Raw genomic sequence first — 16,126 nt, 5'->3', positions numbered from 1 at the left:
CGGCCCTTTCAGGCGCGCCTATTTTCCTTTACGGCGCAGGAACGGAAAGCCGGATTTTTTCTTTTCGGCATCAATGTCCGTCGCGGAAGCGCTGGCTGACATAGAGGTGCCACCGCCCTCACGCAATTCCGGCAGCACATAATCCTTGAACATTTCGCGCAGCTTGGTTTTCAAAACCTTGCCTGTTGCGCCCAACGGAATTTCGTCAACGATCTGAATATCATCCGGCCACGACAGTTTTGGCAACTGGTCCCTGACGGATTGCAATATCTGTTGCGGATCAGCATCTGCGCCTGGCACCAGTTCCACAATAAGCAAAGGACGCTCGTCCCATTTCGGGTGCGGCATCCCGATCACAGCGGCCTGTGCCACGGCGGCATGGGAAAGGGCTGCATTCTCAATGTCGATGGTGGAAATCCATTCGCCACCGGACTTGATCACATCCTTGGCGCGGTCAGTAATCAGCAACATGCCGGTCTCGTCAATCGTCGCCACGTCACCAGTGTCAAACCAGCCATCGGGCGTCAGGGTCGGTTTGTCGTGGTCATAATAGCCCTTGAGAACGGATGGCCCGCGCACCTGCAAGTGGCCGGACTGCTCCCCGTCATGAGGCAGAATTTTGCCATCATCGGAAACGATCCGCATGTCCACAAATGGCAACGCCTTGCCCTGTTTCAACTGATAGGGAATGCGCTCATCAATCGGCAAGTCGTAAAAGCCGACTGGCTCGAAATTGGTCGTGCCGGTCGGTGACATTTCTGTCATGCCCCAGCCCTGACGACAGCGCACACCATGCTTGTCATAGCCACGAATGATTTTTTCCGGCAGCGCTGACCCACCGATCAGGGAGTATTTCAGCGAACTGAATGTCTTGCCTTCACCCTCAATATAATTCAGTAGATTCAGCCAGACCGTCGGCACACCAAGCGCATAGGTGACCTTCTCGGCCTCCATCAGTTCATAAAGGCTGGCGCCATCAAGACCCGGCCCGGGGAACACGAGTTTCATCCCGCCCATCAGGGCAGAATACGGCACGTTCCAGGCATTGACGTGGAACATGGGCACAACCGGCAACACAACATCGGAAAGTTCAGCCCCGAATGAGGTCGGCAGGGAGGTAACCATCGCCTGAAGAACAGTTGAGCGGTGAGAATAGAGAACACCTTTCGGCTTGCCAGTCGTGCCGGAGGTATAGCACATGGCGCTGGCCGTGTTCTCATCGAAATCCGGCCAGTCAAACGCTTCAGGCTTGCCCGCAATCAGTTCCTCATAGGTATCGGCCTTCAGCTTGGAGTCCGGCTTGTTCGCCGCGTCGGTCAGGACGACAAACTTTTTGACGCATTTGATGCCGGGCGCCAGCGCTTCCACCAGCGGCTGGAAGGTTGTGTCATAGAACAACACGCTGTCGCCCGCATGGTTTATCACGTAATTCGCATTTTCCGGCCCGAGGCGCGGATTGATGGTGTGGCAGATCGCGCCAATGCAGCTGATCGCGTAATACAGCTCCAGCTGACGGTGGGTATTCCAGCCCATGACGGCAACGCGGTCGCCTTTCTTGACTCCCATCTCCTGCAGGGCATGGGCCGCCTGACACATGCGCTTGTAGCTGTCGCCATAGGTATAGCGATGGATGCCGCCTTCCACGAGGCGCGTGACGACTTCCTGCTCGGAAAACGTCCTCAGCGCGTGGTTCATGATGCCCTTGATCAAGAGCGGATAGTCCATCATCAGTCCCTGCATGCGAATACTCCCTTTTGATACTTCTTGTATGCCCTGCCACCAGCGACAGGTTTTTCCAGATATTGTCCCGGAAAACTGCCCGCTTCAAGCAGAAAAGGCCAATGAATTCTGCGGCAGATAAACCGGCCCAGTGACGTTCACGCCGCTTGCCTCCATTTCCCGGTGATCCACCGAAAGAGAATAGGCCATGCCACAGGGGGGCACATAAGTTTGCTCAGATGATTGAAAAGACTGCGCCTTGTGACCACGGGCGTCAATGGGAGCACGTCACATTAATATGCCAATAAACCATTTACCCAGTTTTATTGTTTGCCCTGGAAAAAACCAACCAAAAATGAAACAAAAATACAGGCATAGACGATATAATCATCGGACTGTGAATCATATTTTGAATAGAATATACACTGAAACCATTATAAAAAATCACTGCTGACAATAATAAATGCAAGAATAAAAACAAAAACTCTATTAATGCACCCGTTTTAAGGATCACGGAAAACAGGAAAGAAAGCGGATAATAAAGCAAAAAAATACCGTATATAATTACTATCGCCATTAAAAATCTTATTGTATTAAAAAAATATTCCCCCCAGACATTTACACCGCTTAAAGTCTCCAGTGTAAGAAAAGTTACAATAAAGATAATTAACTCTAGACCTCGCCTAACAATCCAGCCGATCAAATTTTGCTCAAAAATTAACAAAATGGACTTCTCCTAATTAGAGATCCGGCACACGCGAAACGGTTGTCAGCTCTGATTGCATCAGTAAGCGCGTCCCCTATTGCAATTCTATCACCCATATTTGCAAAATCTAGATTTCTTCACAATTTATTTCTGAGCCTGCGCAGTACAGTAAAATAGTTTCTATCTAACCTAACTTTCGCACCATTTAAGTTATTATTTGTAGCTCTAAAGAGAGACCTATATTGATTAGGGTTTCTAAGTGCTAGAGATTCTAAATGAGCCTGCATCAATTTTTGTTCATTTAATCGCATTTTTCATATTCATTACCTTTGACCTGCTCCTCATACGTCTTTTATCAGCCACACGGCTCCCCTCTTGGCCAGCGACGGGCGTGGATGTGGTTTTCCTGTTCTTCTTCCGGGATGAGACTTTCCGAGACTAGGTCGGCGCGGACGGCAATGCCGGCTTCGGCGACACTCTCACGCCGACCACTGACCAGCGGGTGCCAGTCTGCCAGGCCCTGCCCTTGGGCCAGACGCCGATAGGCGCAGGTCTCGGGCATCCATTTCAGGTCCTTGATATTCAGCGGCGTGAGGTGAACGCAGCCCGGCACTTTTGCCCGGCGGTTGGCATAATCCCGGCACCGGCGTGTCTTGCAGTCAAACAGCTTGCAGGTCAGGTCGGTTTCCCAGACCTCTTCCGTTTCGTCATCCTGAAACAGGACGAGGCAGCACCTGCCACAGCCATCGCACAGGGACTCCCATTCATCGCGGCTCATCTGCTCAAGTGATTTCGCCTCCCAAAAAGGCCGTTCGCGCTTTTCTGACATGCCAGCCTGCCTTTCCGGTGAAGGGGGATTGTCAGTGCCTTCAAATTTACCAGCTTTTGTACTGAAAGCTGCCTGTTTCATGCTACAGGAAAAGGGATAGTTCAGGAAAGCTGGCAGAAGCAGTGCGTAACAAGCCACACAACAGGAATAATTCAGCGCAGAATGGTCTGTCCGATATCTGGACCAGAACCCGGCCTGCGCTGCTGGATGTCTGGGCCGGCGTGAAGACGCTTGGCTGGGTTCTGTGGCAACTGCTCCGGCCGCTCGGGCAGATCAGCTGGCGCGGCATGTCGCACTGGCCTTTCTGGAAAAAGACCCTTCTCCACGGCTCCTCAGTCGGCTTTGCAATGATGATCGCACTGTTTCTGGGCCTGTTCATGATTACCCGGGCGCACACGCCTGACCCGCAAACCGATCTTTGGTCGATTAACCGCCCGCCTTCCGTCACCCTGCTGGACCGGCAGGGCGAGCTGATCGGGATTCGCGGCAGCCATTATGGGGACCCGGTGCCGGTCACTGAACTGCCGGATTATGTGGTTGCCTCATTTGTCTCGACCGAGGACCGGCGCTTTTACAGTCACCACGGATTTGACCCGCGCGGCTTCACTAGAGCCATACTGACGAATATCCGTTACCGGGCGCTGCGTGAAGGGGGCTCAACCATCACACAGCAGCTTGCGCGCAGTCTGTTCCTCTCCAACGAGCGGACACTGAACCGCAAACTGGTGGAGCTGCATCTCGCCCTGTGGCTGGAGGCACGCTACGAGAAGGACGAGCTTCTCTCGCTTTATCTCAACCGGACCTATCTTGGCTCTGGCGCTTATGGTGTTGAGGCCGCGGCGCAGGTCTATTTCGGCAAGTCGGCCAGAGAGTTGACCCTGCCGGAAGCCGCGTTGCTCGCCGGGCTGCCCAAAGCGCCCTCCACCCTGTCTCCGACCGTTAATTTTGAAGGCGCCGCCCGGCGCTCCGTGGAAGTGATCGACAACCTGGTGGAAACGGACATCATCAGCCCGGCCACCGCCGAACTTGCCAAAATGGCGCCGCCCATTCTGCAACTGAAAAATCTGAATACTGATTTTGGCTATGTGACGGACCATGCTCTCGTGCGCACGGCGGACCTGCTGGGGGGCATCGAAACTGATATTGTCATCACCACAACGATTGATCGCACAATACAGGAATATGCTGCCAGTGCCGTACGCGCGGTGATGACAGAGGAAGCGTTTGATCTGGGGGCGGAACAGGCAGCCCTGATCGCCTATGATAATGAAGGTGAGCTTCTCGCGATGGTTGGCGGGCGGGCTTATGATGACAGCCAGTTCAACCGTGCCACACAGGCCGTGCGGCAGCCGGGGTCGGTTTTCAAGCCGTTTGTCTATCTGGCTGCGCTTGAAAACGGCATCAGCACCCGCACATTGTTCATCGACCAGCCAACGGAAGTCGAGGGCTGGCAACCGCGCAATTATACGGGCACAAATCGTGGTCCCATCCGGATGACAGAAGCCATCGCGCAGTCCATCAACTCTGTCGCCGTTCAGGCGTCGGAGGCCGTGGGGCGGGCGGAAGTTGTCGAGGCGGCACAGCGCCTGGGCATAACGCGGGATCTGCAACCACATCCTTCCGTCGCCCTTGGGGCAATGGCAGTGACCCTGGAGGAGATCACCTCAGCCTATCTGCCCTTTGCCCGCAGCGGCCTTTCGGCAAGCCCGTATGTGATCTCCCGTATCGAAAACCGCCAGGGTGAAGTTGTCTATGAGCGCGCGTTGCAGCCGCAGCAGCAGCTTTTCGACGAATCCGTTTCCCGCGACATGACGCATCTGATGCATCAGGTCATGGTCAGCGGCACAGGGCGGCGGGCACGCCCCGGATCACGCGCGGCGGCTGGCAAGACAGGCACGACCAATGACTGGAAGGACGCGTGGTTTGTGGGGTACACGGCGCAGATGACTGCCGGGGTCTGGGTTGGCAATGATGAAAATGCTTCCATGCAGGAAGTAACCGGCGGCACCCTTCCCGCCAGTATCTGGCGCAGCTTCATGCTCGCCGCCCATGAGGGCATGGAAAACAAATCCCTGCCCGGTGCTTTTGCCGCTGATGCGGGCTCAGAGAATGTGCGCCAGCGTGAGTTTTACGCCGGACTGGAAAGCGATTTCGACATGGCCACAACGGTCACGGCGGGGGCCAGCTATGCGCAGGCCAGAGGCGATTTTGGCAATAGTGTTACCGGTACCGAGTTGCCTGTGGCGCAAACCTATCCCATGGACAGCGATATCCCCATCGCGCGCGACACGGAAAGTGACCCTGAACCGGCACCACAGCGCCCACGTTGGTGGCCATTCCGGCGACGTGGTGAATAGCCGGTTAACGCTCCTGCAAGTTCCAACATTTTTGTTAACAGCTTTTTTCCACTTCGCCCGTAAGGTTGATCCATCGGGACCGAGTTTGATATGGCTGCACGTAAATCACCACTTGAAGCATTGATCGATTTTCCTCGTGACGGGGACAATGAAACGCGGCGTGAGCTGCTGCGTATCAATACCGACAACTTCATGACCGCCGCGGACCGTTATGGCTCCCGCCGGCATGAATTTTTCGACCTGATGTTTTCCCGCACGTCATTGAAGATAGATCATTTCCTGCGGCGCGTGCTGGCTGTAACCTTGGCGAGGGCCAGCGCAGACCAGCGACTGGCCAGGAAAATGCTTGGCGGCAATGACCGGGCGGTAAGCCTGATCCTGCGTAAATCTGCGACACAGACCGTTCCGGATCTCCTCAATATGATCCGGGAGCGTAGTTCAATCGCCTTTGATGCGCCGCGCCGGCCTGACCTGATGGCCGCAGACATGCCGGACTGTAACCGGTTCTCCATGCCCCCGATGATGGTCGAGGAGATCTATCGCTTCATTTATTTCAGCTTGCGCCACCCTTTTAGCAAGGCTGGCAGTCCGAAATTGCTGGCTCTTCTGGACCAGACGGCGAAGAAATATCGCCAGAAAATTCTTGATGAGGCCCAGGCAGAAACACGGGCCGAACTGGTTGCTGCCTCAAAAGCGATCGACCACAAAGTGCGCCTCAACAAGCTCACTGAGGTCTATGTATCCGAATTGTTGCTGACAGACAGCAAGACAGAATTTACACTCGCCATGTGCGCGCTGCTGAACGTGGACAGCGCTACCATGCAACGTATCCTGAACGATTCGAGCTGGGAAGCACTGGCCATTACCTGCCGTGCTGCTGGTCTCAGCCGCCCGTTTTTCACCAACCTGGTCAACAGCATGAACAAACGCGAGTCAGACCAGCATGGCAACTCGCGGATTGTAACGCTCTACAACAAGATCACGGAAGATTCAGCAACACGCGTCATGCGGTTCTGGCAGGTGCGCGCATCAACACTGAAGTCTGAAGCGCCCGCCCAGGACGCCAGCCCTCAAGACAGGATAATGCCGGACTCAGACTTTGATGATTTTCAGGATGAGCCGCAGCGCATGTTCGGCCGCGGATAGTATCCAGTTTGAATTTCTGCCTGACAGGAAATCTTCCGGTCAGTCAGTATCCAGAAAATTTCGCCCCGCCCGGTCTTCTGCTTCCACCAGCCACGCATCGGAATCAAACTTCAATTCCCGGTTGACCTTCTCGTCAATCTCACCTTCCGGCATGAACGCATCAGTCAGCGCGCGCCACCTGTCTGCTTCACGCTCGGCATAGGTTTCAATCCACGCACATGCCTGACGCTCGGCATTGACCACCTTGACGATCACAAGACCGCCATCCGGGTCCCCCTTGCGCACCACGGCCGCAAAAGCACCTGCGGCCTGTGCCCGGCGCAGCCAGGCCTTGATGAAAATTGCTGTCTTCAGTCTGAGCATGATTTGAGTATCGCGCCTATGGCATCTCGCAACACAGGCCCTGACTCCCTGCCGCTGCGCAAAGTGTACAGCGTTGCTTCGGCCACAAGGGCATTTATCAACGCAGCCGTCAATCGGACATCTGCAACATTTATTTCCTGCGCGACATTCGCCAGTTCCAGCAAATGCTCAATCTGCTTCAGGCTGTAACTGTCCTCGATCTCCCTTGCCTGCTGTGGCCCAAGAGCCGCAGGGCCGATCTCAAACAATATTCTCGAAACACTCGGCACCCTGACTTCCTCTGTCCAGGCAAGGCAGGCGCCAATCAGTTTTTCCAGCGGTGACGAAATATCCTCAACACGCGCGGCGGCCCGTGCAATCGCGCCGCGCGATTCTGCTTCATAGATGGCCTTTATGATGTCCGTCTTGCTGTTGAAGTGGTGATACATCGCCCCTTTGCTGAGACCTGTGCGCGCAAGCACATGCTGCGTTGTCGTTGCCGCGAGCCCACGCTCAAGCAGTGACGTGCGGAAAGCCTGCACGAGTTGCGCTCTGGTAGATTCGGTGCGTTGTGTCTGTGTTGCCATGCCACCCCTTTACAACGATCAACAATTCCTACAAATACAAACCAATGGTCTGTTTTTAGCCTAAAGGAGCCATCATGTCTGCCAATACCGAAAATCTGGATAAAATGCTGGCCTTGTGGAACACGACCGATGAAACACTGAAAGCCACGATGGTTGAGGAAGCGCTGGAACATAACGTCCATTTCGCCGATCCCAACCATAACATTATCGGGCGCGCTGCCTTTCTCGACATGGTGAAACTGGTGCAGCGCCAGATACCTGGTGCTGTTTATAGCCGGGCCAGTAAGATCGGGTTTCAGAATAATTTTTGCCGCTATCACTGGGCGATCCACCTGAATGGTGAGTTGTTGATGCCCGGGTTTGAGGTGGCCGAAATCAACGATGCGGGGAAAGTCGTCAAGGTTCTGGGTTTTTTCGGCGAACTGGCCCGCACGTAGACCTGAGGGACAGGCTCAATACTTAATCAGCACGGCCCCGGAAATCGGCGGAGGTGGCCCTGCTGATTGCGTATGCCCGCCTGGGGGCAGCCTCGGGTCAGGCCATGGCGGTGATCTCGTTTAACAGGTCGGCTGTCGCGGCTGGCATTTTGCGCGCGGCCTTTGCCTGACGGCGGCGCTCCGCCCGGCTGAGATTTTTTTTCAGGCTGAGGCCGGGCAAAACGTCCTCTTGTGCGGCGGGGGCTGGCTGTTGTGAGGCGGATTGCGGCGGTTTTGCCCCTTTGGTGGTGATGGCTGCTTCTATTATCTCATTGCCGGGCGTGGTGGTCCGGTCAGATTTTTTTGTAGCTGGCGTGGGACGGGCGTGTACTTTGTCGCTGGTGTCTTTGTCTTTTGCCTCTGCCCTGTCCGTTACGTCTGTTGCAAATGGGGCATCTGTTGGGGCGGGTGTACAGGTTCGCTGGTTGTACACGGCCATCGCCTCGGCAATGGTAACTTTCAATCCCATGTCTTTTTTCAGGGCTTCGAGTTTCTCGTAAGAGCGGATCTGGCTGGCCACAAGGCGGACCTGATCCTGCAACAGGCGCACGCGCTTTTCCTGCGGATTGAACAGGCTGCGTTGATCGGCGATCTGCAGGGTCAGGCTGTCGAGGGCTGTCTGCAGGTTGGTGATGCGGGACTGGGGCGTGAGCAGAAGGTCCCGGCCGTGGCTGAGTGGGGCTGATGCGGTTGTTGATGCAGTCATTCGGGGTCTCCTTTTTTTTGAGGCGCGAAATGCGCCGGGAGACCCAGACTAAAGGCTGACAAAGGGGGGCCCATAGATTGTAATGTTTACGCTGACAACATGAGGGCAAGAGGCTGAAGGGGCGCCATCGCGCACAAGCGACCAGCGCTTGCCTGCCAGTCGAGTGGCCTGCCTTTACCAGCCCCTGAGTTTCACAACCGGTAGCTGTTCGCCGAAAGGTGACATTCAGTATCTTTCATAAAATTGCCACATTGGCGCAAATCTCGACGCCACGGGAAGGCTGTTACTCAGACAGATATCCGCCCGTATATGAGCTTACAGAAGAAAATAGGAAATAGTCTTGGCTTTTACAGTCCAAAATTCCATGCTATCAGCCTACCAAGTGTGTGTATGGGGAGAATTCATGTCAGATTCCAAACCGATCATTTCGGTGCATGGAACATTTGCAGGCGACGCCTCGGATGTTGGAGACAAGTGGTGGCAACAAGGCTCTTTTTTCTTCGAGGGTGTTGGGAAATATGTTTCTGAGAAACTTGATGTCCAGCCATTCCATTGGAGTGGCGCAAATTCCGAAATCGAGCGTCGTAAGGCTGCTGTCGACCTCAGTGATGCCTTGGGTATACAACCAGAAAAACCCTTGATCATAGCGCATAGTCACGGCGGATCGATTACCGCAATGGCGCTTGACAAGCTCTCCCGTGATAATACTGATGATGTCTCGCCACGGATCAGTGGGGCGATAAGTGTCGGAACACCGTTGTTGAAATTCCGACAACGCCTCAACCCGTTTGTGACTACAAGTGCCTTTACAAGATTGCTGCTGTTGTTGGCCGTGCTCTTCGTTTGGAGCTCAGATTACGAACGGCTGGGAGATGTAATAGGCGAATTTGAAGGATTGTCTTCGCTCTCAGAGGTGCCTGTCGCACTATATTATGCAATTGAAATTTTTTTCGAATATTACCTAAGTGATATTTTCTTGTTGCCATCCGATTTGGTTGACGAGTTCTCATACAGTCAAACGTGGTTAGAAAAGATCCTAGGGTCCATGGACTTGGTACTAGGGTCTGTACCCAATTTAACTGATTGATTTGTTTGTGCAAAGCGTGATTCAGGGATTTCCGAAAGGGAGTCTTAAATGGCGCGGTTTGATTTGTCGGATGAAGAATGGGCGGTGATTGAACCGTTGTTGCCAAAGGTTAGCCGCGGCCCGAAGCGCAAAGATGATCGTACGATCCTGAACGGCATCTTTTACATTTTGCGCACAGGCGCGCCATGGCGGGACTTGCCGGAACGATATGGACCGTACACGACTGCTTACAATCGGTATAACAGGTGGGGCGAGCGCGGCGTCTGGAAGGGCATATTCGATGCGCTCGCTGAAGAATGTGAGGACAGTCTGATCTTCATAGACGCCTCGATTGTCAAAGCTCACCGCGCAGCGAGTGGCTCAAAAAGGGGGAACTGGCGGAAGATATTGGACGCTCACGGGGCGGTCGCACAAGCAAAGTTCACGTGGCCGTAGATGAAAATGGCAGGCCATTGCGCATTGAGGTCACTGGCGGCCATGTTCATGACAGCCAGGTGATGAATGTCTTCCTCGACTGGGAGATGCCGCCTCTGGCGATGGTCCTGGACAAAGCCTATGGCAGTGCGAAGATCAGGCGCGATATCGCCGATGAAGGTGCGTTGGCGGTTATTCCCGCCAAGTCCAATGCGCGCAATCCGGTCCCGCATGACACCAGCCTTTACGCCATGCGTAATATTGTCGAGCGGTTCTTCTGCAAAATGAAAGACATGAGACGGCTGGCTACACGGTTCGAGAAATCTCGAAGGAACTTCATCAACATGATATATCTCTTCGCAGCAAAATGCTGGATCAATTGAGTCCACACCCTAGCATCATTCGCTCCGCTTTTCACGCTCTTTCTAATCGTTTATTTAATCAGATACTTGATTGCGAATATCAAAAACCGCGCGGCTATAAACGCGCTCGGAAAAGCATCTTTCACTTCGCGATTTCCCGGTAAATTGGTGAGCCTTGTACATTCTCGCGACGAGGCTGTTTCAGCATTGCGCCGAGTCGTTGATCTGAAATTGAATTTGGCGCGTCCAGCTCAAATATTTCTGGGCACCGTGACAAGTACAGCCTTTATACTTATCCTAATTGATATCTTGTCGACCGCAACGCCGTCCGTAGGTCCGTTACTTCAATCCAACTACGGGATTTCAGAAATTGTGGGGGTTAATTCGGCGCAATCTGAAAGTATCATAGATTGGCCCGAAACGTGGCCGGACGGGGACGGCGTAATAACCGTCACTGGTAATAGAACCGTTCCAAATCCATTTGGACAAAGTTCAGATACCCGCTCTACGAGCCGTGTTTTACTCGAGCGTAGCGTAAAGCCAGGATCCGCCGTCAACGTACTAGCGCCTCGTTTTCGTCTGACAACTGACCTTGGGGCCATTTCAATTGAGAACATTATCGGATTTGAGGCGACATGGGCCTCCATTATGGAGGTTGAAAACCCACTGGCCCAGGCGGTTTTGTACGGCGCATTATCTGAGACATATTTGCTGGTCCCGATCGAGGAAAATTTTGTGACGGGTCCTTCCCAGCAACATGGCCTAAGGGCACAACAGCAATTCTATCAACAGGCTCTATTAGATTTTGTAAATATTGCTAATAATAAGAAATCTGTTGAAGATAGTTTAATGAGTAATATAAACTCTTCAACAGCTGCGATTTATTTCCTTGATTATACGTGGGATTACCGTCGGATTGGTGATTTGCCTGCGTTTGTAGTACCTCCACCATCATTCTTGCTGGATAATAGAGGTGTAGAGTATTTTGTGCAGTATAATGGCGCAACACAATCCTCAAAAGTCGAGAACGTAGCTTTTGTAGTTCCGCGTGAGGAGCTTATTTTTGCGACTGAAGGGTTCTACACATACTATAGAGCAGCCTGCGGTGTACCGTCCTCTTACCTAGACCTTGGGGTTTGTAATGTGATTACGCCGATCTGGTACAGTGTGGTTCCCTCGCTGTTGAAAACAGAGCTTTCCAGCCTTGAGCAACGCGCATTCAAAGCAGTTACTGGACTAAAGAGCTTAGAGGAAAACGGTTTCACAGGTGCACTTGCAACTGCCATTATCTCTATTTTGATTGCCGGCTTCTTCACACTCATCATTACACCTAGCCTGGCGCTCAGTGTACCCAGACTGTTAAAGGCGAAGGCATTTGGAAATGATGTGAATGGGGAAACTGTGAGTGGTGTTCTTGATTCCAAAAGGCTCGGAAACATCAGCGAGATTGCGCTGCCAGAGTACATTGAGCAAGAAATGGAGATGATGTCGCGAGAAGACGCAGTCGATGCGATTGAACGATTGAGAGCACTCTTGGCATCTGGAGATTTGCAGTCTACCGCAGGCTCAAACCCCATCGAACTTGCGACACGTTTCGAGCGGGCGGAACTACTTCATAATGCCTATTTTCATTCAGTGTCTTTCCAGAAGTATGTCGCAGCTTTGCTGATTGCCAGGTTCGGTTATGAAGCCAGTGCTCTCGGTCGTGATGATGCGGAATTGATGGGGACAGTGGAGCAGCTAAAGCGCGCCTAAATAAGCGGCCCCTTGAGAAATGGGCAAACAGCCAAAATTTGGCGTTCGTTATATCTCCGCTTTTGGATGGAGGTGGACTGTTGCTGTGCATTTTCGAATGGCAAAGCGGTCACTCCCGGCGCTGATTGCATAAGGCGCTGAAAGCACGGTAGTTGACCTCTGACGTCCGTTTCTGGGTGTCGTTGCCAAAAGGCTCTGCACGCAGTAGCCTGCCCGCATAGACAGGCGCGGGGCAGAAATGGCGAAAACACTTTTGGTGAATGGCGTTGAAAAGACCATAGATGTGGATCCGTCGACGCCGCTGCTCTGGGTTTTGCGTGAGCAACTTGACTTGACCGGTACAAAATTCGGATGCGGTATCGCGCAATGCGGTGCCTGCACTGTTATGGTTGACGGCGTGGCTGTGCGGTCCTGCATCATGCCGGTTGCCAATCTGGCAGGGCGCGAGATCACCACGATCGAAGGGCTCGCCACTGACGATGCAACGCCCCATCCCCTGCAACAGGCATGGATTGACCATCAGGTGCCGCAATGCGGCTATTGCCAGTCCGGTCAACTGATGTCAGCCGCGGCCCTGTTGCAACGGAACCCTCAGCCCACGGAGAGCGAAATCAACAGCGCCATGGAAGGCAACATCTGCCGCTGCGGCATGTATGGCCGGATCAAAAGTGCGATAAAAACGGCCGCTGATGGAATGCCGAAGAACAGGCCGGCTGCACCAGCCCTCCCGGCCGGGGAGGACGCAGACAATGGGTAAATGGACAAGAAGAGCCTTTCTGAGTGCAGGTGTCATCGCCGGTGGCGGCATTCTTGTGGGCGTAGCGCTGCGACCGGGCAACCGCGCCGATGATGTGGCCGGCCTGGTCGAGGGTGACGGCGAGAAACTGGTTCATGCCTATATCAAGATTGATCAGGACAATGTCGTGACCGCGATTGTTCCACATTCCGAGATGGGCCAGGGCGCGCAAACGGCGCTGGCGCAAATGCTGGCGGATGAACTGGATGCAGACTGGGACCTGGTCAAGGTTGAAGAAGCACCGGCGATCGGAGAATATGCGTTCTATTCCATCGGGCGCGGCTATCTTTTCAAGGACATCAATTTGCCCGGCATTGTCGTGCCCACGATAGAGGGCGCAATGATGATGCTCTCGGATTCACTCGACCTGCAGGTGACCGGTGGCAGCATGAGCGTGCGGGTTACCGGCACCTATGGTATGCGTGTTGCCGGCGCTGCAACACGCGACATGCTCAAACGTGCTGCGGCAAAAGAATGGGGCGTGCCTGCGGCTGAGATCACCACCGAGAAAAGTATGCTGATCCATGACAGCAGCTCACGGCGGGAGCCCTATGCGGCCTTTGCCGCGGCGGCAGCTGAAATGACGCCCTCCTACACGCCGAAACTGAAAGAACTTTCAGACTACAAAATCATGGGCAAACCCGTGCAGCGCCTGGATATTCCGTCCAAGGTTGATGGCAGCGCCATGTTTGCGCTCGATATTCGACTGCCGGGCATGGTCTACGCAACCGTCACCCGCTCGCCTGTATTTGGTGGCAAAGTTGTTTCTGTTGATGATGCAGCAGCGCGCGCTGTCAATGGTGTGCTGGATGTCATCCCCCTGCCCGCCAGCAGCGCAGACATGATGATTGGCGGCTTTTCCGCCGGAGAAGCGGTGGCAGTGGTTGCCAACGGATACTGGGCAGCACAGCGCGGGTTGCGCGCGCTTGATATTCAGTGGGACAGCAATGGCAACGATGCTGTTTCCAGTGCGCAAATCGCCACGCAGCACCAGCAGGACATTAGTCTGTCAGCAGACCGGAAAAATGATCGCACACAAGGCGATATGCAGGCGGCCTTTGACACAGCCGAAAAAGTGATCAGTGCAGAATATAACGTACCCTATCTGGCCCATACCTGCATGGAACCACTGAACGCCACCGCACACGTACAGGACGGGAAATGCGAGGTCTGGGTCGGCTGCCAGAATCCGCTCGGCTTCAGGCGCGCCGTGGCCGAGGCACTGGGGTACAAGGAAGACCAGGTTACGCTCAATAACCTTCTGATGGGCGGCGGCTTTGGGCGCAAATCCCGGCCGGACTGGGCCATTCAGGCGGCGCTTCTGTCTAAAGCTGTTGGCAAGCCTGTCCAACTTATCTGGTCACGGGAAGAAGACGTGAGACAGGATTTTTACCGGCCAGCATCCAGAAGCAACTTCCGTGCAGCGATGGCGGCGGATGGCACATTGACCGCCTGGGAAAACACCTATGTCAACAAGCAGGAACCGGCAGAAGCACCACTCATTCCGTATGCGGTAGATGCGCAGGATATCGGATACCTGCAAAGCCCCAGCCACGTTCCCTGGGGTGCCTGGCGAAGTGTGGATGAATCACAGCACGGGTTCTATACGGAAAGCTTTATTGACGAATGCGCCGCTGCTGCCGGACAGGACCCGCTCTCCTATCGCGCGGAGCTGCTCAAAGACCATCCGCGCCACCTGGCTGTGCTCGACCGCGTGGCCAGAGAGGCCAACTGGTCGCACCCCCTCAAACAGGGGCAAGGGCGCGGTGTGGCCATAAAGGAATCGTTCGGCTCAATCGTCGCACAGGTTGCAGAAATCAGCCTCGTGAATAACGAAGTCGTAATCGACCGCATGGTGGCGGTAATAGACCCCGGCTTCGCGGTTTCCCCTGACGGGGTCGTGGCGCAAATCGAGTCCGGCATCATTTATGGCCTGACAGCTGCGATCTATGGTGAAATCACGATTGAAGACGGCGCTGTTAAACAGAGCAACTTCCATGACTATCAGGCACTGCGCATGACGGCCTCACCCCTGATTGAAACCCACATCATCAACAGTGGATTTAGCCCCGGCGGGGCAGGCGAGCCGGGCACGCCGCCCGCGGCCCCTGCCCTTGCCAATGCGATCTTCGCGGCCACGGGCAGGCGCATCCGGGAGTTACCTTTAAGCAAGCATATTCAGTTTACAGAAGGGTACAGGGCATGAAGAAGCTCTCGCTATATGCCGTCTCTTTATTCCTTGCCGTCGCCCCGGCAAATCTCGCGGCAGCGCCGGAAAGCGACCGGGAAGAACCGCAACTCGTCACAACCGCGCAGGCACTTGCGCATTGGGACAAGGTTTTTGATGTATTCTCGCACCCGCGCTGTGCGAACTGTCATGTGCCCGCAGATAATCGTCCGCGCTGGTCTGGCAAAAGTTTCGGCCTTGATGACGGGAAATGGCAATATCACGGCATGAACATTGATGGCGGTGAAACCCGTGACGGATCAGACAGCATTCCGTGTGCAGCATGTCATGCTGATTCGAATTCAGAATTGCCACATGGTCCACCGGGCGCGCCCCACTGGGCACTTGCCCCTGTTGAGATGGTCTGGTGGGATCAGACGTCACTGCAGATTTGTGAACAGATCAAAGACACGCAAAGAAATGGCGGGCGCACCCTTCAGGCTGTAGCAGACCATATTGCGCATGACGCGCTGGTTCATTGGGGATGGGAACCGGGCCCGGGCCGGGAACCAGCGCCCTATTCTATCACCGAGACGGTTACAGCCTTTGAGAGCTGGGCAGCGTCCGGCGCGCCCTGCCCCGCAGAATAACCGGTTCGGCTCAAGCCGGAGCATCCT

13 protein-coding genes and 1 pseudogene are annotated in these 16,126 nt (G+C 54.3%); 9 read left to right on the top strand and 5 right to left on the bottom strand.

Annotated features, from left to right (window positions below):
- Window positions 1-18: 18 nt before the first annotated feature.
- Both RAL90_RS04765 and RAL90_RS04760 read right to left on the bottom strand, forming a co-directional pair.
- A complete protein-coding gene (locus tag RAL90_RS04765) occupies window positions 19-1,740 on the bottom strand; it encodes a long-chain fatty acid--CoA ligase (protein ID WP_306253378.1) in 1,722 nt (573 codons plus the stop codon).
- A 1,040-nt stretch (window positions 1,741-2,780) separates the two neighbouring features.
- Entirely contained in the window at window positions 2,781-3,254 is a 474-nt protein-coding gene (locus tag RAL90_RS04760) for a YcgN family cysteine cluster protein (protein ID WP_306253377.1), read from the bottom strand.
- 122 nt (window positions 3,255-3,376) lie between these two features.
- Between RAL90_RS04760 and RAL90_RS04755 the strand changes: the two genes are divergently transcribed.
- Window positions 3,377-5,611: a transglycosylase domain-containing protein gene (locus tag RAL90_RS04755; protein ID WP_306253376.1), complete on the top strand. Its 2,235-nt coding sequence runs from the start codon at window positions 3,377-3,379 to the stop codon at window positions 5,609-5,611.
- A gap of 90 nt (window positions 5,612-5,701) precedes the next feature.
- Window positions 5,702-6,757, top strand: coding sequence for a DUF2336 domain-containing protein (locus RAL90_RS04750; RefSeq protein ID WP_306253375.1), 1,056 nt, complete (start codon window positions 5,702-5,704; stop codon window positions 6,755-6,757).
- A gap of 39 nt (window positions 6,758-6,796) precedes the next feature.
- On the opposite strand, the gene RAL90_RS04745 is transcribed toward RAL90_RS04750, so the two are convergent.
- Both RAL90_RS04745 and RAL90_RS04740 read right to left on the bottom strand, forming a co-directional pair.
- The gene (locus tag RAL90_RS04745; protein ID WP_306253374.1) at window positions 6,797-7,120 is read right to left on the bottom strand and encodes a DUF1491 family protein; all 324 of its coding nucleotides are present in this window, start codon (window positions 7,118-7,120) and stop codon (window positions 6,797-6,799) included.
- The gene (locus RAL90_RS04740) at window positions 7,108-7,686 is read right to left on the bottom strand and encodes a TetR/AcrR family transcriptional regulator (protein WP_306253373.1); all 579 of its coding nucleotides are present in this window, start codon (window positions 7,684-7,686) and stop codon (window positions 7,108-7,110) included. The genes RAL90_RS04745 and RAL90_RS04740 overlap by 13 nt, the downstream gene beginning before the upstream one ends.
- Before the next feature lie 74 nt (window positions 7,687-7,760).
- Between RAL90_RS04740 and RAL90_RS04735 the strand changes: the two genes are divergently transcribed.
- Window positions 7,761-8,123: a hypothetical protein gene (locus RAL90_RS04735; RefSeq protein ID WP_306253372.1), complete on the top strand. Its 363-nt coding sequence runs from the start codon at window positions 7,761-7,763 to the stop codon at window positions 8,121-8,123.
- Between the two features lie 97 nt (window positions 8,124-8,220).
- Here RAL90_RS04735 and RAL90_RS04730 read toward each other — a convergent pair whose 3' ends face one another.
- Window positions 8,221-8,868 (bottom strand): hypothetical protein, encoded by a 648-nt coding sequence (locus RAL90_RS04730; RefSeq protein WP_306253371.1) that lies wholly within the window; start codon window positions 8,866-8,868, stop codon window positions 8,221-8,223.
- Window positions 8,869-9,271: 403 nt separating this feature from the next.
- Here RAL90_RS04730 and RAL90_RS04725 point away from each other — a divergent pair, with 403 nt between their 5' ends.
- The 6 genes and pseudogenes from RAL90_RS04725 (at window position 9,272) to RAL90_RS04695 (ending at window position 16,099) form a co-directional block, all read left to right on the top strand.
- Complete coding sequence (locus tag RAL90_RS04725; RefSeq protein WP_306253370.1) at window positions 9,272-9,955, top strand: hypothetical protein; 684 nt, start codon at window positions 9,272-9,274, stop codon at window positions 9,953-9,955.
- Between the two features lie 75 nt (window positions 9,956-10,030).
- Window positions 10,031-10,752 (top strand): annotated as a pseudogene (locus RAL90_RS16280) (IS5 family transposase); the annotation flags it as partial.
- 66 nt (window positions 10,753-10,818) lie between these two features.
- Window positions 10,819-12,486 (top strand): hypothetical protein, encoded by a 1,668-nt coding sequence (locus tag RAL90_RS04710; RefSeq protein ID WP_306253369.1) that lies wholly within the window; start codon window positions 10,819-10,821, stop codon window positions 12,484-12,486.
- 238 nt (window positions 12,487-12,724) lie between these two features.
- Window positions 12,725-13,243, top strand: a complete 519-nt coding sequence (locus RAL90_RS04705; protein ID WP_306253368.1) for a (2Fe-2S)-binding protein — start codon at window positions 12,725-12,727, stop codon at window positions 13,241-13,243.
- On the top strand, window positions 13,236-15,488 hold the full coding sequence (locus RAL90_RS04700) for a molybdopterin cofactor-binding domain-containing protein (RefSeq protein WP_306253367.1): 2,253 nt from the start codon (window positions 13,236-13,238) through the stop codon (window positions 15,486-15,488). Before RAL90_RS04705 ends, RAL90_RS04700 begins: the two co-directional genes overlap by 8 nt.
- Window positions 15,485-16,099 (top strand): hypothetical protein, encoded by a 615-nt coding sequence (locus RAL90_RS04695; RefSeq protein WP_306253366.1) that lies wholly within the window; start codon window positions 15,485-15,487, stop codon window positions 16,097-16,099. Before RAL90_RS04700 ends, RAL90_RS04695 begins: the two co-directional genes overlap by 4 nt.
- Window positions 16,100-16,126: the final 27 nt, after the last annotated feature.

It is taken from the genome of Parvularcula sp. IMCC14364 (assembly GCF_030758415.1).
In the GTDB taxonomy this organism is placed as follows: domain Bacteria; phylum Pseudomonadota; class Alphaproteobacteria; order Caulobacterales; family Parvularculaceae; genus Aquisalinus.
Note: the sequence above shows the minus strand (reverse complement) of the source record. Positions and strands in the feature narration are given on the sequence as shown.